The organism is Actinosynnema sp. CS-041913 (assembly GCF_050942485.1).
GTDB lineage: Bacteria > Actinomycetota > Actinomycetes > Mycobacteriales > Pseudonocardiaceae > Actinosynnema.
The window spans coordinates 2061843-2080044 of record NZ_CP192037.1; the positions used below are offsets into that span (position 1 = coordinate 2061843).

An 18202-nucleotide genomic window follows, 5' to 3' on the forward strand; every position below is an offset into this window, starting at 1 on the left:
GCACCTTGTGAACGGTGTGAGTTGGCCGCGAATTCGGTAGGTGAGTCGTTGTGGGGTCGCCTCCTGTGTGGGGTGCTTGGGGGAAAGCGTCGGGAACGCGGCCTCCGCATCCGTTGGTGTGTCATGTTGTTGACACGGCTGCCGTCGCTGAGCTGCTGATGCCGGTGCTGTTGGGGCCGTCGTGCCTGGCGGAGTTGCGTGGGGCGTTTGCGGCGTTGGGTGATCCCGACGGCTGGGTCGCTGTGCTGTGTGGCCTGCACGATTTAGGGAAGTACGGACCGGGCTTCCAGGCGCTGCGGGCTGATCTCGTCGCGGAGCGGCTGGGTGGTGAGGCGGCTGCGGATGTGGCGTATTTGGAGCGGCCGAAGGGCGTGCCGCGGGTGGATACGCCGCATGGAACCGTGACCGCGTTGCATGTTCGCGACATGCTGACGCGTTGGGGGATGCCGAGGTCGCACGCGGTGGTGGTCGCGGCGGCCTTGGGTGGTCATCACGGCTATTACCCGGCCGGTGGTGAAGTGGACCAAGCGGCGACGGAGGTCAACGATCACGGGGGTGTGCGGTGGGCCGGGTGGCGCGACGGCATGGTCTTGGACCTGGTTCGGGCATTCGGGCTGGAGGAGCCGGAGTCGGCGCGGTGGGCAGGTGTCCGTGTCGGGGTCCGGGCGGCGGTAGCGTTGGCGGCGTTGACGACAGTCAGTGACTGGATCGCGTCCGACACGACGAACTACACGTCACCCGAAGGGCCGTTCGATCTGGTCGACTACGTCGCGCAGGCGCGTGATCGCGCGCGAGGTGCCCTGAAGAAGGCCGGGCTGCGGGCATGGACCGCACCGTCCGACACCTCGTTTGGCGCGTTGTTCCCCGATCTGACCGAGCTGAGACCGGTGCAGGTGACTGCGAGGTCGCTGGTGGCGGGCCGGACCGGGCCGACGATGCTGGTGGTCGAGGCACCGACGGGTGAGGGCAAGACGAACGTGGCGTTGCAGGCGGCCGCGACGCTTGTCGGCGAGTCGCGGTTAACCGGGGTGTACGTGGCGATGCCCACGAAGGCCACCAGCCACCAGTTCCTCGATGAGTTCGAGCGGCTGCTGAAGCACGTGGACGATCCGTCCGCAGTGAAGCTGATCCACTCCGATGCCAAGGCGTTCCTGGAGGAGCGTGCGGTCGAGCCGTCGGACGTGGGGCGGGACGATCGGGAGGATTCCGAGGTCGCCGCGCGCGAGTGGTTCACGCGGAAGCGGAGCCTGTTGGCCAGTCTGGGTGTGGGAACTGTTGATCAGGCGGCGAAGTCGGTGGTGCGGTCCGGGCATCTGTTCGTGCGGTTGACCGCGTTGTCGAGCAAAGTCGTGGTGTTCGACGAGGTGCACGCCTACGACACCCAGATGTCGGCGTTGCTGGACAGGTTGCTGATGTGGCTGGGGTGGTTGGGGACGTCGGTGGTGCTGCTGTCCGCCACGTTGCCGTCCCGTCGACACCTTGAGCTGGTCACCGCATGGCAGGCCGGTGTCCTCGGATGTCCTCCCTCGGCTGTCCCGGCGGTGGAGGGCGATGCTTCCTACCCGCGGGTTACCGTCGCGGGACGGGAGCCGGCCAGGACCGTGCCCGTGGGTGTGTCGGAGCTGAACTCCGGTCGGAAGGTGGTATTGGACAAGGTCGTCTCGGACGAGAAGGTCGTCGGCTGGTTGATCGACCGTGCGCGCGGCGGACGTGCTGCGGCCGTGGTGCACAACCTGAAGTCCCGCGCGAAGGCCACGTTCGAGGCGGTCCGTGACGCGGTCGAAGACTTGCCGCCGCACGAGCAACCGAAGGTTGTTCTTCTCCACGGTGAGTTGACCACTGCCGTCCGCCGCAGGACCGAGGCGCAGCTTCGGTGCTGGTTCGGCAGGCAGGGCAAGCGTCGGCACGCGATCGTCATCGGCACCCAGGTCTTGGAGCAGAGCCTGGACTTGGACTTCGACGCCATGTTGACCGACCTCGCCCCGATAGACCTACTGATCCAACGTGCTGGTCGGGTCCATCGGCACCGCCGCGACGGTCGCGGCGAGCTGGTGCTGGGAGTCACCGGAGTGACCGACACGCCGACCGGGCCGACCTTCCCCCGGTACCTGCACTCGGTGTACTCCACCTACCTCCTGATGCGCACGTGGGCAATGCTGCGCGACAAACAGACAATCGAATGTCCGGATGAGGTGTCCGGCTTGGTCGACGCCGTGTACGGGGTGGACGAGGCGATCGTGTGCCCGGAGGAGTGGAAGGCGTCGTGGCAGGCGTCGGCTCGGACCCACCGGAGGGCGATCGAAGCGCAGAAGGACCAGGCACACCACTGGTATGCGCCCATGCCGATGGCGGTCGAGCGGTTGAACGAGCTGACCGACATTCCCAAGTACGTCAGGAACCTTCGGGCAGGGAGGAAGCGGCGTGACTGACCATCCCGAACCGCTGAGCGCCTCGGTTGCCGTCGTCCTGCTTCGACGCGACCGGTCCTCGGGTGTGCTGACCACCGTGTCCGGGAACGAGCCGGTCGACTTGGACGACGGGCGCCTCTCATCCGCAGCGGTGGCGAGACTGCTGGAGCACGCCACGGGGTTGTCGGCACCGGAGGGTGTCACGGACGTCGTGGTGCGTGCCGTGCAAGCACTGGCAGTGCCGGTGGCGTTCGCGGCCCAGCCGTGGCTGCGTCACCATCGCGCGCTGGTTTTCGACGGCGGGCACTGCCGTGTGGGTGACCAGATGCTGCACTACGACGAGGAGTTCGGTGTGTACACCGATGACGACCTGTGACCGGGCCGGTGTTCGATCTGCTCACCGAGCGGTGGATTCCGGTGCTCGACGAGCACGGGGACGCCGACGAAATCGGCTTGGAGCAGGTTCTCACGCGAGCGCACGGACTGCTGCGCATTGTGGGGGAGACTCCGCCGATGACCGCCGCGTTGTACCGCTTGGTGTTGGCGCTGCTGCACCGTGGGTACGGTCCGCCGAGCGAGGAGGCGTGGGGAGCCTTGTGGACGGCCAAGGAGTTCCCTGAGGAGCCGTTGCGCCACTATTTCGCGGACAAGAGGTCCCGGTTCGACCTGTTCGATCCACAGCGGCCGTTCTTTCAGTGCGCGGCGTTGGCCAGGCTCTCGCCGAGCACCTCGTACAAGCTCGTCGCGCATCGTGCTGTAGGCAACAAGGTCACCCTGTTCGACCACACCACGGCGTCGGATCAGGTGACCATGCACCCGGCGGAAGCCGCCCGGTGGTTGATCACCACGCAGGCGTTCGACCCGGGCGGGATGAAGACGCCGTTCATCAAGGACAAATCCTCGCAGAAGGCACCGTGCAACACGATGGGCGTAGTGCTCCTGGAAGGTGCGACGCTGAAGGAAACCTTGCTGCTCAACGCGCTGGGCTATCGGCCGGAGCTGGAGCGTCCTCACGGGACGAAGATCGACGATCGTCCGGTGTGGGAGGACGACGCGGTCCCGGAGGGTGATCCGAAACAGCGTCCCGCGCGCGGGTGGACAGATCTGCTTACCTGGCCTTCGCGCCGCATCCTGCTGTCACACCGCGAGGTCGACGGTCAGCAGGTGGTCGATGGTGTCGTGCTCACCCCAGGCGACCGGTACGGCGGCTCGCAGCCCGACGACGAGAAGATGGCGGCATTCCGTCAGCCGGTGGGCAGCAACGGCAAACCACTGCGCGACAAGCCACTGTTCGCGGTGCGCCTACACCCGGTGCGGGGCGTGTGGCGGCACAGCGTCGAGCTACTGCTGTCCGACCGGCGCGAGGAGAACAGGTCCAGGCTTCGCCCCAGGACGCTGCACGCGATCCCCGACCGGGTCGCCGACGGCTACATCCCTGCCAAGGCGGTGTACACGCTGCGGGTGTTCGGCCAACAATTGGACGACAAGGGCTCCGTGGTCGAGGCGTATCTGGAGGACCAGGTTCCCGCGCCGGTCCCGTTGTTGCGCGTCGACGACCCGGTGTTGGGCGCGCTGATCGGCACGGCGATCGCGTTGGCGGACAACGCCGGAGCGGCGCTGCGACACATGGAGCGCGACTACCGCAAGGACAAGCGCGCCGCCCCGTCCAGCACCCTGGACCTGGACTACTGGCCGAAACTCGATTCCGCCTTCGCGACGCTGCTCACCGACCTTGGCGAGTGCTGGCCCACGGGCGCGGCCTCCACGGCCGTGGTCACCGCCTGGTCCCGTCACGTACGCCGCACCGCGCAGCGCGCCGGCGAACGCTGGGCGCGAAGCGGCCGGACCGACGTCAACGACTTGGTGGTGATGGCGAAGTACTTCGACAGGTTCCTCACCCGCCTGGCCACGCTGGTCCGCACCTTCGACCACGAGGTGCGCAACTACATCCCCCGGGAGGAGGAATGACCGAGCCGATGTCCCTGCCCGACCGCCGCCGGGCGTTCGTGGACAGCCTCTACGCTCGTGAACGCGGCACCCGATCGAAGAACACCAAGCACGCCGGCGAGTGCCGGCAGGCCTTGGCGCGGATGCGCCGCATGTTCTCCGGCGCCCGCCAGCAGGCCGACGCCTTCGAGTACGTTTTCCCTTACGACCCGCCGCAGGCCGAACAGGACGCCTGGTTGCTGGTGGCCGGGCTGTTCGCACTCAATCCGCAGCCACCGCGCAGCAGGAAAGGCCGCCGCACCTTCGGCGCGTCGATGGGGGAGTTGAGGGCCAAGACCGGCTCCAATGCAGACCGCCGCTTCACCCAGCTGCTCGCGCGCGACCCCGACGCCCTGTCCCACCACCTGCGCCAGGCCATCCGCCTACTCGCCTCGCACGACATCCCCGTCGACCACCACCAGCTGCTGGACGACTTGGTCGTCCTGCTCGGGGACGACCACCGCGGCGACCGGGCCCACCGGATCCGCCTGGACTGGGCACGGGAGTACCACGTCCCACTCGCCAACGGCCGACCCGGCGATCCGGCAGCCGACACCGACGACGAATCCGCACTCGAATCCGGAGAAGTATCGTGATCCTCGAACTGCACCTATTGCAGTCCTTCCCCGTCAGTAACCTCAACCGCGATGACGTCGGCCAGCCCAAGACCGCGACCTTCGGCGGTCACACCCGTGCCAGGATCTCCAGCCAGTCGCTCAAGCGCGCCGCCCGGTTGCTGTTCCAGGACCACGGCCTCGACGTCAGCGAGACCGGCGTGCGGACCAAGCGCCTGGTCGACAGCACCACCGAGCGGCTTGTCGCCGAAGGGCGCGACGAGAAGGAAGCACGGGAGATCGTGATCGCCGCGCTGGGCCACCTCGGGTTCGGCGTCGACGCCAAAGGCCTGACCCAGTACCTGCTGTTCGTCGGACGGTCATCGATCGACCACCTCGCCGAGTACTGCCAGACCAACTGGACCGCGCTGGCGGAGATCGAGAAGAAGGGCACGAAAGCCAAGCCTGACAAGGCTGTCTCCGCCGAGGCCAAACGCATCCTCGACGGCAGTCGCGCGGTCGACGTGGCCCTGTTCGGGCGGATGATCGCCGACAACAAGGACTTCAACGTCGACGCCGCCTCTCAGGTCGCGCACGCCCTCTCCACGCACGCGGTGGCCAACGAATTCGACTTCTACACCGCTGTCGACGACCTCAAGCCCACCGAGGACTCCGGGGCCGACATGATCGGTACCGTCGACTTCAACTCCGCCTGCTACTACCGCTACGCCAATGTCGACCTCAGCCAACTCGCCCACAATCTGGGCGACGACACCGAACTGGCCGCCCGCGGCGTCAAGGCATGGCTGCACGCGTTCGTCCACGCCGTCCCCGGTGGCAAGCAGAACTCCACCGCCGCCCGCACCATGCCTGATACCCTGCTGGGCGTCGTCCGCGACACCGGCGCATGGAACCTGGCCAACGCGTTCCAGAAACCGGTCACCGACAACGATTTCATGGCTTCCTCCACCGACCGGCTCACTCATCACTTCGCCCGGTTGCGCGACTTCTACGGCAGCATCGGCCTGCGCACCGTCGTCGGCGCCAGCGTCGCCGGCAGCCTCCAGCACCTCCCGGACGACGAAGTCGTCACCGGCATCGACGACTTCACCGGCCGACTGCTGACCGCGGCGACCGCATGACCACATCACTGGCCCTGTGCTTCGACGCGCCACTGCAATCCTGGGGTACCCGCTCCCGCGGCATCATCCGCGACACGACCCGTGAACCCACCAAATCCGGCGTCGTCGGCCTGCTCGCCGCCGCACTCGGCGCCCCTCGCGACGACGACGAGACCACACAACAGCTCGCCGCCCTGCACCTGGCGATCCGGGTCGACCGCGAAGGCATCCTCGAACGCGACTACCACATCACCCAGAACGTGCCGACCACCGAAGGAAAAGGGCATCGCACCGTGGTCAGCGAACGCTACTACCTTGCCGACGCCCTATTCCTCGTCGTTCTCGAAGGCGACCCCACCCTCCTGGAACAACTCCACGAGCGCGTCGACCGGCCGCACTGGCCACTGTTCTTCGGCCGCCGCGCCTTCGTCCCCGCGCGCCCCCTGCTTACACACCAAGCCCTCAGCACCCTCCCCGCCGCCACGGTGGTCGCGATGCACCCATGGCTGGAAACCGACCCGGACACGCGCAAGGCCGAACGCCTCAACACCGGCCGCGCACCCCTGCGGACCATCACCGACTGCACCCCCACCACACCAGGCGCACACCCCCGGCACGACCACCCGATCAGCATCGCCCGCCGAACCTTCCGCACCCGCCACGTCCTGAACACCACCACCGACCTCACCGACGCCATGATCCGCACAGGAGAACCCACCTCGTGTTCCTGACCAAACTCATCCTCAACGTCAGGTCCCGTGAGTTCCGCCGCGACTTCGCCGACATCCACGACCTGCACCGCACCGTCATGTCCGCCTACCCCAACACCGACGGCGACATCCCCGCCCGCCAAGCCCACGGCGTGCTCTGGCGGCTCGACCCGACCCACGTCGGCTACACCGCCTACGTCCAAAGCCATACCGGTCCAAACTGGACCAAACTCCCTGCCGGCTACACCACTGCTCCCGCCGAAGTCCGCCCCCTGCAACCAGTCCTGGACGCCGTCGCTCCCGGCTGCAAACTCGGCTTCCGGCTACTCGCCAACCCCACTCAGGACACCCGCCCCATCGAACTCAAGGGCAAGACCCGCCGCGTCGCCCACCAGAAACCCGAAGACCAGATCACCTGGCTGATCGGCAAAGGCAATCAACACGGCTTCGTCATCCCCACCGCCCGCGACGGTCAACCCGACCTCGCACCCTCACCCGTCCCTAGAATGACCGGCCGCAAAGACGGAACCACGATCACTGTCGATGCCGTCCGCTTCGATGGCCACCTCGTCATCACCGACCCCACCGCCTTCACTCACGCCCTCATCACCGGCATCGGACGAGCCAAGGCATACGGCTGCGGCCTACTCACCCTCGCCCCCGCCACACGACACCTGAACGGCGACTGAGAGGCAACGGGATTGGCGTCTGACTGCTGCGCAACCCACGCTCACTCACCGCAAATCATCGCGACACGGTTCAAGCGTGACCAGGGATCAGCAGATTGATGGGCTTCATGGCCTTCGACCTTCAACTTGACCCGCTTCACATGATCACCATGGTGCTGCCATGGCCGTTATCGCGGTCCAATTGGATTTCAAGAATGCGGTTGCGCTGCCGCGTGGGCCCCGGCGCCAGTGTGTCGCCGCCATCCCACGGGCTACAGCAACACATGCGCGCACCGGCAGTTGCGCCGATTCGGAAACGCGTGACCTGTAAATGCAATTCCACCTCGATCCGTCTCGTGGCACCCTGCTCGACGGGCGTGCCGCCGTCCACGGATACGCGCACGGCAGCCGAGTGCTGGAATGTGGTGCCACCGACCGGAGAACGGCGTGCCGACGCTCGCACTTTGGAGCACCTCGGTGAACTCGATCGCAGATTGAGCGGTGGACGCAAGGTGCCGCTGTCCGCGCGGTGACCACCGCCAGCACCACAGGTCAGCTCGGCAGTCGCGTTCTCCGAATATCCCGCGACCGCACGACAAGTCTTTACCGACGACACCGTAGCCCCGACCACGCCCCGGATCGGTCGAGTTCGAACAGCCGCTACGGCAGAGCGTGCGAACTGCGGAATGCTCACTTTCACATCTTCCTGGGCCGGGATCACTCGTCCGTCGCGCCGGACTTGATCGTGGCCTGATCGTGCGTGCAGGACGGATTAGCGGGCCTATGCGAGTGGTGCAGTCATGGCCTGCGATGCCGGGTGTGCTTGTCGGGTACGCCGATGGCTGGTCCTTTCGTTGTGCTGTGCGGGTTCTATCGACCGTGCCGGGCGGGGCTCTTCACTCTGGGTGACGTCGGTGCCCGTGTCAAACCGCTGCGCGGTAACGGGTTCTGCTGTTCCTCCCTTCGGTCGGGCAGAACCCGTTACCGCGCCTGTGCGGTGTGACACGGTCCCCGCCGCCACCCGGGACGAGTGAGCCCCGTCCGGAACGGACCACAACACCGTTTCGGCTGGGGCGCATTCAGAACCGCCGGAGTCACCGCCCGGTTCGGGCACTTGTCCGCTCGCGTTTCAGCCATGCCATCGGCATCGGCTGAGGTGCTCGGTCGAGTGTCAGGAGGCTGTGGAGCGGAGTGGCCCGGCGGCCGGGACCAGTGGGAGGGAATCTCCAGTGACCGCTCTGGCGTGGAGGAACGCGCGTATCGAGTTGCTCGATCCGCGTTCGCTTGTGATGGATCGGAATTCGCGGACGATCACGGATGTGGAGGTGGAGAATCCGGCGTTGTGCGCGAGCATCCGTGCGCACGGTGTCCGTGTCCCGATCATCGTCAACCCTGCCGAGGACGGCGGCTATCGGGTGAGGGACGGGCATTGCCGCACGTTGATCGCGATCCCGTTGGTGGACCGGTATCCGGTGGTTCCGGCGATCGTGACCGGGTCCGAGGACGAGGAGCAGTGGGCGTGGTTGCGGGATCAGTGGGTGGCCAACGAGGTGCGCAGCGGCTACACCACCGCCGACACGATCCGGATTTTCGAGCAGATGACGCTGTTCGGGCTCAGCCCTCAGGACGTGGCGACCGAGCTCAGTGTGGACGTGGCCACGGTGGAAGCGGGTCTGACGGCCCGGCGCAGCACGGCGGTCGCCCGGACGTTGAAGGACTTCCCGCAGCTGTCGCTGGCGCACGCCGCCGAGCTTGCCGCGTTCGAGGACGACGAGCAGGTGTACCAGGCTTTGGTGACCACGTTGGCCGACGATCCGGAGGCGTTCGACCACGAGCTGGCCGAGTGGCAGCAGGAGTACCGGCTGCGCGAGGAGCGTGAGGAGCTGAGCCGCACCCTGCGCGAGTCCGGTGTCGCGGTCGTGGGTGACGTGCTGCCGGTGGGGACGCAGCGGTTGGATCGGTTGTACCGCAGCGACAAGAACCGGACCCGGATGGACGACCCGGCGGCGCACGCGTCCTGTCCCGGTCACGCGGCGATGGTCACCACGGACAACGCCGAGGGCGCTGCGACCGCCGTGTACGTGTGTCGCGAATGGGCCAAGCACGGCCATGTCGATGTGTGGAGTGTGCGCTCGTCGGCCGCGCCGGAGCCGTGGACCGGGGAGAAGAGTGCTGCGCGTGCCCGGGTGGTGCGCAACAACAAGGCGTGGCGTGCTGCGGAGACGGCGCGGCACAAGAAGCTTCGGGAGTTGCTGGCTCGTAGGACGCCGCCGCGTCTGGCGGGGCAGTTCATCGCGCACAGTCTGGTGGCGGGTGGCCAGGAGCTGCGGCGGGCGATGGAGCGCCGGCACCGGCTGGCGTGCACGCTGCTGGGGTTGAAGGAACCCCAGTACGGCAAGCCGCACCCGTTGGCGGACAGGCTGCGCAAGGCCAACGCCAACCAGGCCACCATGATCAGCCTTGCGGTTCTGCTGGCCGCGTTCGAAGCCTCCACGGGCACCGAGACCTGGCGCAGCCCGACCGAGGAGCAGAAGCGCTACTTCGCCGCGCTGGCCGACTGGGGCGTGCGCCTGCACTGGGTGGAGCGACTCGTCAACGACCCCGCGGCCGACGCCCGGGTCGGTGTCGAGGTCGATCTCACCGCCGACCCCGGCGGCAGCACCGACACCGAACCCGCTCCGCAGAGCCCGCGCGCCGGCTGACCCCCCACCAGCCACGACACCCGCCCGAGGGCGTGACCGGACCCTTGTCCGGTCACACCCTTTTCTACTGTGCAAGGAGAAGACCATGACCGACCTCGTTGATTCATCCACTTCGCTGTACTCCCGGCGCAGGAGCGCGTGGGAACTGGCAGGTACCGCTGTCGCCGGCCAGGGTGATGCTCTGTCGGCGATGAGGACCGCCGGTCTGACCGGGTGGAACATCCGCAAGGTCCGCCAGACCGGCATGGACATCACCGGCGATGGGGTGACCGCCGTGGACAATCCCGACCAGGTCATGTTGGTGCGCACCGACCCGCGCACCGGTCGCACCCGCTATCTGAGTTCGGTCGGCGAGGGGTACGGGGTCAAGCAGAACGAGGACCAGGCCGGTGTGCTCGACGCACTGGTCGCGGAAGCCGGCGCGCCTGGCCTGGCGCACGCCGGGGCGATCGACGACGGTCGGCGGACGTTCGTGACGATGAAGCTGCCGACCACGATGACGGTCGCCGGCACCGACCGGGTCGATCTGTACCTGGTGGCGTTCAACTCCCACGACGGCACCGCCGCTTTCCGGGTCGGCCTGGTGCCGTTCCGTGTCGCGTGCGCCAACCAGCTCGACCTGGCCGTCGCCACGGCGGTGTCGTCGGTGGCGATCCGCCACACCCGCAACTCCCGGATCGACGTCGCCGGCATCCGTTCGAAGCTGCGGTTGATGTACGACTACGCCGACGCCTTCGAAGCACAGGCGCAGCGGATGATCCACGCCGAGCTGACCACCGACGGGTTCCGCGACCTCGTCGAGACGCTCTGGCCCGTCGGCCACAACGCCCCGCCACGCACCCGGGCCAACGCCGAACGCCGCCGCACCCACCTGCTGCGCCTGTGGACCGACGCACCCACCCAGGCCTGCATCCGCGGTAGCCGCTGGGCCGGTCTCCAGGCCGTCACCGAATACCTGGACCACTACCAGCCCGCCACCTCCGAAGCCGCCCGTGCCGGACGCGTCCTGACCAGCACGACGGTCCTGCGCCGTAAACAGCACGCCTTCGACCTGCTCACCGCATGACCGGGCACCGCGAGCCCCTCCGTGTGACGCCTGGCAACGAGAAGCCTGCGCCACAACCGAACCATCCCGACACTTCCAGGAGTTCACCATGTCGCTGACATCAGCCGAGTTGCGTGCCCTGCTGTATCTGCTTCGTGCGGCGGAACCACCGTCTCCCGCCCTGCACGACTACGTGGCCGTGTGCGGTGTCGTCGAGGCCGTGGCCCACATCCGCAGCGGCGATGCGCCATCGGCCGTTCTCGCCGAGATCGTCCGTCCGGACGTCGACATCGCCCGCGACCTCACAGCACTGGACACCGGTACGGCCCGTCTGGTCACCCCGCATGACCAGGAGTGGCCGCGGGATCGGTTCGACGCGATGGCGGTCCACGATCTCGGTGTGCCGTTGGCGCTGTGGGTGCGCGGCAGGTCGTCGCTTGCCGAACTGCTTGGCACGGCAGTGACGATCACCGGCGCGCGTGCGGCCACCGAGTACGGATCGTTCGTGGCGGCCGAGCTCGCCGCGGATTTGGCGCGTCGCGGGGTGACTGTGGTGGGTGGAGGTGCGTACGGCATCGAGGGCTGCGCGCATCGCGGCGCGCTGGCCGGTGACGGCGCCACCGTCGTGGTCATGCCCTGCGGTATCGACCAGCGCTTCCCCCGTGAGCACGGCTACTTGTTCGAGTCCGTGGTCGAGCGAGGCGGACTGGTCGTCGGCGAGTACCCGGTCGGCACGGTACCTGCCCGCAGACGGTTCTACGCCCGCAACCGGCTGCTCGCCGGGTTGGCTTCGGCGACGTTGCTCGTGGAGGCGGGCAAACGCAGCAAGACGTTGTTCACCGCGCAGGTCGCCTCCTCGCTCGGACGCCCCGTCTACGGCGTGCCGGGCCCGGTCACCTCCGCCTTGTCCGGCGGCGTCCACGAACTGCTGCGCACCGGCCAGGCCACCATCGCCACCACCGCCGGGCACATCGACGTCCCCGACGGCTCACCCCGCCCCACCAGCGGGGCGTGAACCGTGACCGCACCGCTGTCTTCGACCCATCAGGGAAGGAATCTGCCCGCTATGTCCATCACGCTGATCCCGGACGGGGCGCTCGCCGCACTGCTCGACCACGCCGACCAGGCCCGGGAGGCGGCCCATGCCCTCACCCCCCGAGCGCGCCTGCTCACCGCCGCATACCTGCTGCGCGACCGATTCCCCAACGCCACCATCGTCCTGGTCGACAGCACCTTCCACCACATCGACCCCGTCGGGGTGGAGATCGACGGCATCGAAGACGGCGACGGCAACCTCCTGTGGGGCAACGGATGTCCCCACAGCCCCGATTTCCCCTGCCGGCACTGCATGCAAGCGGACCTGTCCTACCGGACCGCCGACGATGCGACATGGGACGACGTCGTCCAGCAGGTGGCAACCAACCTCACCAAGGCCCTCTGCGGCGACCACCCACGGGACCACTGGCCGCAGCAGACCGCCCGGTCCGCCATTCACCGCGTCAGCCTGCCCGGCACACAAGCCGTCGCAGCGTTGGAACCCGGTCCGCACAGGCGGGCCTCATTGCCAGGCGGGGGAAAGGCTCAACGGATGATGCCGGGCGTCGCGTCCAGCGGCCCGGCGAGCGAACGCCACCGGCTACCCCTGGTGCTCGAGGAACGCGACGACGGACGAATCCGCATCTTCTGCGACGGTCGCGACTGCGTGTGGTCCTGGCCGCTCTATCCGGGTGCGTCGCCGTACGGCAACGGCCAAGCGATCATCAACGCGGTCCGGCACGCACTGCGCCGACACGGCCGCTGACCGATGCCGGCCCGACGACTTGGAGCGTCATGGCGACACATCGTTTCCGGGACGCCGCGATGGCCGCCGCCTGCCGCGGGTGGCCGGTCTTTCCCGCGCATCCGGGGTCGAAACGTCCCGCCATCACGGAGTGGGAGCGTCGAGCCAGCACCGACATCGAATGGATCGACCGGTGGTGGACTTGCTGGCCGACGGCGAACCCCGCCGTGGCCACCGGACCGGCCGGTCTGGTCGTGCTGGACTTGGACGATGCCGTGCGGCACGGGAACATCGTCCATCGCGATCCCGGCACGGTGCGGCACGGGAAGGACGCCTTCGCGCAGCTTTCGCAGGATGCGGCGGGGCAGGTGTCGGAGGGCACGTTCACTGTCCGCACACCCAACAACGGCCTGCACCTGTACTTCGCCGCACCCGTCGGTGTCCGGTTGCACAACACGCAGTCCGGCCTGGGTCCGCTGATCGACACCCGCGCCCACGGCGGCTACGTCCTCGCCGCTGGCGCGGGAACCCGCCAAGGCCACTACGCAATCATCCACGACGTGCCCGTGCAGGCGCTGCCCGACTGGCTTGTCGACGCGTTGGCACCCCGTCCCCACCTCGACACGCCAACGACGGTGGAAGCGACTCACAGCGATGCCTACCTGCGCGCCGCTCTCGCCGACGAGACCCGCAGAGTGCACACGGCCCTCCCGGGAACCCGCCGCCACTCGCTGTTGCGCGCGGCCTGCCGCATGGGACGCCTACCAGGCCTGGACGACGCGGCAATCACCCGCGCCCTCCGCGCGGCCTCCGACCGGCACGTGGCCGACGGCGCCTACAGTCTCACCGAACGCGATCGCGCCATCACCGACGGCATCACGTGGGGACGCGAACATCCGCGACTGCTGGCATAGAACAGGGCAGCGATCCGAAGCGCTGCCCTGCGTCGCCGATACGACGGGGTGGCCCGGCAACGACAGCGCGGAGTCGGGTGAATCCGGACAAGCCCCGAGCTGATTGGTTCGGATCTCACTGGCGAAGTCGATGGTTAAGGTCGCAGTGGCTCGGGGTGTGTCGATCGAAACGCAGGGATGAGTCAGAGCCGCCGGATGATCCGTGCCGGGTTGCCTGCGGCGAACACGTGGTCCGGTATGTCCCGGGTGACCACGCTGCCTGCGCCGATCACCGTGTTCTCGCCGATGGTCACACCCGGACAGACGATCACGCCGCCGCCGAGCCACGTGTTGTCGCCGATCGTGATCGCGGCGGGCCGTTCCCAGCCGGCGCGGCGGCGTTCGTGGTCTTCCACGGGGTGCAGCGCGGTGAGCAACTGTGTCCGTGGGCCGATCCGGACGTCGTCGCCGATCGTGATCGGGGCGTCGTCCATGAAGAGGGCGTCGTTGTTGACGAAGCTGTTGGCGCCGATGCTGATCAGCGAGCCGTAGCTGCACTGGAAGCGTGGCAGGACACAAGCGCCGGGGCCGAACTCGGCGAGCAGTTGCTCCAGGATCCGGCGGCGCTCGGCGTCGTCGTCCGCTCCGGTCGCGTTGAATCTGTCGAGTACTCGCCAACAGCGCCGTCGTTCCTCGACCAGATCGGGTTCGTCAAGGTACCAGTCACCGCGCAGCATCCGATCTTTCTGTTCACCCACGTCGCTGTCCCTTCCAGATGATGCCAGCAGAGGCTCCCAACTCAAGTCTGTAAAGGACAGTCGGTGTTTCCCTCACGTTGCAGTGCAAGCGATCCGTCACTTCCTGCGCTCTGACCACTCTCGAAAGGGCGATTACCGATGACCGATGACGACAGTACCGGGCGGGAGCCGGCGCACTGCCGGTCCGGGCCGTATCCGCCGATCGTGGTGTCCGATCCGGGGAAGCTGCTCGCGGCCATTCCGCACTTGCTCGGGTTCCACCCGACCGACTCGATCATTCTTCTGGTGCGGCAGACCGATTCGCTCATGGTGACAGTACGGCTCGACCTGCCCGCCGACGCGGGGAGCGACCGGCGGGTGGCGGCGGAGGCCGTCGCCTCGGTAGGCGGCTACGGCGCTGCGGGTGTGGTCGCCTTCCTTGTCGGGGATGATCTCGGCGGGAACGGTGTGGGTGCGCGCAGTCCGTTGGCCGCGCACCTGGCGGTGGCGTTCGCGTTGAGCCTGGACGTGATCGTGGACGTCTACGGTGTGCCCGAGATCGCGGTCGGTGCGCGGTGGTTCGAGTACGGCGTCGCCGGCCACACCGGTGTCGTCCCGGACCCGGAGTCCTCGCCGTCGCACGTGGCGGCGACGGCCCGTGGCCTGGTCACCCGCCCGAGCCGGGACGCGATCGCCGCGACGCTGGAACCCGACGCCGACGACGTGCTGGATCGGCGGGCGGCCCTGATCGCCGCCGCGGCCGAGCAGTTCCCGCCCGATCTGGACCCGCTGTCGACGGCGGCGGTGGAGCACGTTTTCCGGCTGGTCGAAGGGCAGGTGCAACGGGCGGCCGACCGCAGTGGGCCGTTGACCGACCGGGATGTCGCCGAGCTGGCGTTGGCGTTGGTGGACCTGCGGGTGCGTGACTGGTGCATCGCGTTCGCGATCGGCGAGCACGCTGTCGCGGCCGAACGGTTGTGGACCGAACTCACCCGGGCGACCCCTACGCCCGAACGCGCAGAGCCCGCCGCCCTGCTCGCGATATCGGCCTACCTCCGGGGCAACGGGGCACTGGCGTCACTCGCACTCGACCGCGCCGAGGCCGCACTACCCGACCACAAACTGGCCTCACTGCTGCGGACATTGCTAACCAACGGACTGCCAGCGACCACCGTGCGGCATCTCGCGGAACGCGCGCAGGCAGCGCGTCGGGAGTTCCTGGCGAAACACCGGAACGACCGCGAGTAGCCGGGTCGGGGTTGGTGGGGAGGGGTTCGTGTCGGGTGTTGTGCCCGCCGCCCGCCAGGGGTCTACAGGAGGGGAGGGGGTGGGGCAAACAAACAGCGTTTGCCCCCCCCCTCCCCTCCTGTCTGCGCACCCCAGGCGGCGGGCACAACACCCAGCCCGCGCCGACCGGCAATGGCACCCGGTCGAGGAACCAAAACCGAAGTTCGTCGGGTCCTCGACCGTGCCCATTCGTGAAGGGGTGATCCTCGATGACCGACGACAGCAGCACCGACCGGCACGCGCGGCCCGGCCAGAGTGCGCCGGGCAGGCCGATGTGCCTGTCCGACCACGGACAACTGATCGCGGCGATACCGCACCTGCTCGGGTTCTACCCGACCGACTCGATCGTCCTCATCCTCGTCCGCGACAACCTCGTGTTCCTCACGCAACGAATCGACCTGCCCACCTCCACCCTGCGCGACGAGCAGCTGGCGGCACAGGTCGCCAACGACGTGCGCCACCACGCCGACGTCGACGCCATCGCGTTCCTCGTCGGCGACGACGCCGGCGGGAACGGACGCGGCGGGCGTCACCAGTTTGCCGTGCACTTGTGGGGCGCGTTCGCCCGCCACGGTCGCGTCGTCGATGTCTACGGTGTGCCGAGAATCGCCGAAGGCGCGCGCTGGTTCGACTACGGCTTTCCCGAGCGCACCGGCACCGTGCCCGATCCGGAGAATTCCCCGATGCACGCGGCGGCGGTCGCGCGGGGACTGGTCACCTACGCCGACCGTGACGCTCTGGCCGCGACGCTGCGACCCGACCCCGACGACGTCCTCAAGCGGCGCGAAGCGCTGATGGACGCCCTCGCAGCCCACCCTTGCTCCGCCGACCCGGGAACGATGCAAGCGGAAACGGAACAGTCCTTCCAACTGGTCCGACGGCAGGTCGAACAAGTACCCGACCGGACCGGGCCGTTGACCGACCAGGACATCGCCGAACTGTCCATCGCGTTGGCCGACCTGTGGGTGCGTGACCGGTGCCTGGGTTTCGCACTCGGCGAGCACGCCCCGGCCGCCGAACGCCTGTGGACCGAGCTGACCAGGCAGAGTCCCGCACCCGAACGTGCCGAGCCGGCGACCCTGTTGGCGATATCCGCCTACCTCCGCGGGGACGGGACGCTCGCGGCCCTCGCACTCGACCGCGCCGAAGCCGCGCATCCCCACCACCGACTGGCCTCGATGGTCCGGGGAGCGATGGATTTGGGGATGCCACCCGCGACCATCCGGGGAATCGCCGAACGCGCCGTAGGGGACCAGCACGACACCTCGCGCGAAGCCGTCCACCACCGCCCGAGCGAGTAACGCAGGTCGACCGCGAAATGCCCGTACGGACAAGGAGAATGTGACATGGCCGGCGAAACGACACTGACCATCATCGGCAACCTGACCTCCGCCCCCGAACTGCGGCACACCCAGGCGGGCGCGTCGGTCGCGAACTTCACCATCGCCTCCACCCCGCGTACCTTCGACCGGCAGGCGGGGGAGTGGAAGGACGCCGACACCCTGTTCCTGCGCTGCACCTGCTGGAACCAACTCGCCGACCACGTCGCCGAATCGATCGGACGCGGGACACGGGTCATCGCCCAAGGGCGGCTGCGGCAGCGGTCCTACGAGAAGGACGGTGAAAAGCGCACCACGATGGAGTTCGAGGTGGACGAGATCGGCGCCGCCCTCCGCTATGCCACCGTGAAGATCACCAAGATCGGCAACGGAACAATGGCCGCATCCGGCGGAGGTACCGCGGATACGGCCGCGGACGAGTTTTCGTCGTGAGCGAGTGGCAACCGCCTCTTGATCCGACCTGCGGCTAAACTGGCGTCGGAGCCGGGTGTGTAAAGGGAACGATACGGCCTTGATGGGCACCGGGCTCCGGTGTCCAGGCGGTCTTGACGGACCGTCCGCTTCGGCGTGCGGCTAGCCTCTCGGGGCTTCCGCCTCGGCACAGCTGGGGGCGACCGGCACCCCGGCCGGCCGCCCCCAGCCGGTCCCACCGGGCAGCGGCCCGTCGGTATACGCACTCCACGAACTTCTGTGTTCCGGACCTGGTCGGTCGGCTCACCTCCGGGGACCCCAGGAGGGGCGGCGCAGTGTATGGGTCGGTGTCGTCATGTCAAATCGCTGTCCGAAACAATTTCACAGCGCACAAAATCCTCGGGCCCCCCACCCCAAGGATTTTGCTGAAATTCTTTCGGCCAAAGCACGCGATGTGACATGACGACACCGACCCGCGGACAGGCAAGAGCGGGCAGGCCGGGGGCCTGCCCTTGTCGTCGCGCCGCCCCTCTTGGAATCCCCTCCACAATGGTCACCGA

At 68.0% G+C, this 18202-nt stretch carries 17 protein-coding genes; 15 read left to right on the forward strand and 2 right to left on the reverse strand.

All coding sequences use genetic code 11. From position 1 onward, the window contains the following. The first annotated feature begins 65 nt into the window (after window positions 1-65). The 7 genes from cas3 to cas6e are packed head-to-tail and all read left to right on the forward strand — an operon-like array spanning window position 66 to window position 7468. Window positions 66-2429, forward strand: coding sequence for a CRISPR-associated helicase Cas3' (gene cas3, locus ACQPZF_RS10265; RefSeq protein WP_433274516.1), 2364 nt, complete (start codon window positions 66-68; stop codon window positions 2427-2429). After that, the gene (locus ACQPZF_RS10270; RefSeq protein WP_433270610.1) at window positions 2422-2784 is read left to right on the forward strand and encodes a hypothetical protein; all 363 of its coding nucleotides are present in this window, start codon (window positions 2422-2424) and stop codon (window positions 2782-2784) included. Before cas3 ends, ACQPZF_RS10270 begins: the two co-directional genes overlap by 8 nt. Next, the gene (gene casA, locus ACQPZF_RS10275) at window positions 2781-4376 is read left to right on the forward strand and encodes a type I-E CRISPR-associated protein Cse1/CasA (protein WP_433270612.1); all 1596 of its coding nucleotides are present in this window, start codon (window positions 2781-2783) and stop codon (window positions 4374-4376) included. The genes ACQPZF_RS10270 and casA overlap by 4 nt, the downstream gene beginning before the upstream one ends. Continuing rightward, window positions 4373-4990 carry a type I-E CRISPR-associated protein Cse2/CasB gene (casB, locus tag ACQPZF_RS10280; RefSeq protein WP_433270614.1) on the forward strand — a complete coding sequence of 206 codons (618 nt, stop codon included), beginning with the start codon at window positions 4373-4375 and terminating at the stop codon, window positions 4988-4990. The genes casA and casB overlap by 4 nt, the downstream gene beginning before the upstream one ends. Continuing rightward, window positions 4987-6090, forward strand: a complete 1104-nt coding sequence (gene cas7e / locus ACQPZF_RS10285; protein WP_433270616.1) for a type I-E CRISPR-associated protein Cas7/Cse4/CasC — start codon at window positions 4987-4989, stop codon at window positions 6088-6090. Before casB ends, cas7e begins: the two co-directional genes overlap by 4 nt. Beyond that, the gene (cas5e, locus tag ACQPZF_RS10290; RefSeq protein ID WP_433270618.1) at window positions 6087-6800 is read left to right on the forward strand and encodes a type I-E CRISPR-associated protein Cas5/CasD; all 714 of its coding nucleotides are present in this window, start codon (window positions 6087-6089) and stop codon (window positions 6798-6800) included. Before cas7e ends, cas5e begins: the two co-directional genes overlap by 4 nt. Beyond that, window positions 6791-7468: a type I-E CRISPR-associated protein Cas6/Cse3/CasE gene (gene cas6e, locus ACQPZF_RS10295; RefSeq protein ID WP_433270620.1), complete on the forward strand. Its 678-nt coding sequence runs from the start codon at window positions 6791-6793 to the stop codon at window positions 7466-7468. Before cas5e ends, cas6e begins: the two co-directional genes overlap by 10 nt. 136 nt (window positions 7469-7604) lie before the next feature. Here cas6e and ACQPZF_RS10300 read toward each other — a convergent pair whose 3' ends face one another. Next, a complete protein-coding gene (locus tag ACQPZF_RS10300; RefSeq protein ID WP_433270622.1) occupies window positions 7605-7838 on the reverse strand; it encodes a hypothetical protein in 234 nt (77 codons plus the stop codon). A gap of 928 nt (window positions 7839-8766) precedes the next feature. Here ACQPZF_RS10300 and ACQPZF_RS10305 point away from each other — a divergent pair. The 5 genes from ACQPZF_RS10305 (at window position 8767) to ACQPZF_RS10325 (ending at window position 13888) form a co-directional block, all read left to right on the forward strand. Further along, window positions 8767-10149 carry a ParB/RepB/Spo0J family partition protein gene (locus tag ACQPZF_RS10305; RefSeq protein WP_433270624.1) on the forward strand — a complete coding sequence of 461 codons (1383 nt, stop codon included), beginning with the start codon at window positions 8767-8769 and terminating at the stop codon, window positions 10147-10149. A gap of 85 nt (window positions 10150-10234) precedes the next feature. Then, window positions 10235-11215 carry a DUF932 domain-containing protein gene (locus ACQPZF_RS10310; protein ID WP_433270626.1) on the forward strand — a complete coding sequence of 327 codons (981 nt, stop codon included), beginning with the start codon at window positions 10235-10237 and terminating at the stop codon, window positions 11213-11215. A gap of 88 nt (window positions 11216-11303) precedes the next feature. Next, entirely contained in the window at window positions 11304-12209 is a 906-nt protein-coding gene (locus tag ACQPZF_RS10315; RefSeq protein ID WP_433270628.1) for a DNA-processing protein DprA, read from the forward strand. A 51-nt stretch (window positions 12210-12260) separates the two neighbouring features. Continuing rightward, window positions 12261-12995 carry a hypothetical protein gene (locus ACQPZF_RS10320; protein WP_433270630.1) on the forward strand — a complete coding sequence of 245 codons (735 nt, stop codon included), beginning with the start codon at window positions 12261-12263 and terminating at the stop codon, window positions 12993-12995. Window positions 12996-13024: 29 nt separating this feature from the next. After that, window positions 13025-13888, forward strand: coding sequence for a bifunctional DNA primase/polymerase (locus tag ACQPZF_RS10325; protein ID WP_433270632.1), 864 nt, complete (start codon window positions 13025-13027; stop codon window positions 13886-13888). 182 nt (window positions 13889-14070) lie between these two features. Here the strand turns inward: ACQPZF_RS10325 and ACQPZF_RS10330 are convergent, their stop codons facing one another. Beyond that, window positions 14071-14625 (reverse strand): sugar O-acetyltransferase, encoded by a 555-nt coding sequence (locus tag ACQPZF_RS10330; RefSeq protein WP_433270634.1) that lies wholly within the window; start codon window positions 14623-14625, stop codon window positions 14071-14073. Between the two features lie 138 nt (window positions 14626-14763). Between ACQPZF_RS10330 and ACQPZF_RS10335 the strand changes: the two genes are divergently transcribed. From ACQPZF_RS10335 to ACQPZF_RS10345, 3 genes are all read left to right on the forward strand, one after another. Further along, window positions 14764-15852: a DUF4192 domain-containing protein gene (locus ACQPZF_RS10335; RefSeq protein WP_433270636.1), complete on the forward strand. Its 1089-nt coding sequence runs from the start codon at window positions 14764-14766 to the stop codon at window positions 15850-15852. Window positions 15853-16100: 248 nt separating this feature from the next. After that, on the forward strand, window positions 16101-17192 hold the full coding sequence (locus tag ACQPZF_RS10340; RefSeq protein ID WP_433270638.1) for a DUF4192 domain-containing protein: 1092 nt from the start codon (window positions 16101-16103) through the stop codon (window positions 17190-17192). Window positions 17193-17237: 45 nt separating this feature from the next. Further along, complete coding sequence (locus ACQPZF_RS10345) at window positions 17238-17663, forward strand: single-stranded DNA-binding protein (RefSeq protein ID WP_433270640.1); 426 nt, start codon at window positions 17238-17240, stop codon at window positions 17661-17663. Window positions 17664-18202 lie beyond the last annotated feature (539 nt).

Coding starts and splice junctions, on each gene's coding strand:
- casB (WP_433270614.1), top strand. CDS start 4,373: ATGACCGAGCCGATGTCCCTGCCCGACCGCCGCCGGGCGTTCGTGGAC.
- cas5e (WP_433270618.1), top strand. CDS start 6,087: ATGACCACATCACTGGCCCTGTGCTTCGACGCGCCACTGCAATCCTGG.
- ACQPZF_RS10310 (WP_433270626.1), top strand. CDS start 10,235: ATGACCGACCTCGTTGATTCATCCACTTCGCTGTACTCCCGGCGCAGG.
- ACQPZF_RS10315 (WP_433270628.1), top strand. CDS start 11,304: ATGTCGCTGACATCAGCCGAGTTGCGTGCCCTGCTGTATCTGCTTCGT.
- ACQPZF_RS10320 (WP_433270630.1), top strand. CDS start 12,261: ATGTCCATCACGCTGATCCCGGACGGGGCGCTCGCCGCACTGCTCGAC.
- ACQPZF_RS10325 (WP_433270632.1), top strand. CDS start 13,025: ATGGCGACACATCGTTTCCGGGACGCCGCGATGGCCGCCGCCTGCCGC.
- ACQPZF_RS10335 (WP_433270636.1), top strand. CDS start 14,764: ATGACCGATGACGACAGTACCGGGCGGGAGCCGGCGCACTGCCGGTCC.
- ACQPZF_RS10340 (WP_433270638.1), top strand. CDS start 16,101: ATGACCGACGACAGCAGCACCGACCGGCACGCGCGGCCCGGCCAGAGT.
- ACQPZF_RS10345 (WP_433270640.1), top strand. CDS start 17,238: ATGGCCGGCGAAACGACACTGACCATCATCGGCAACCTGACCTCCGCC.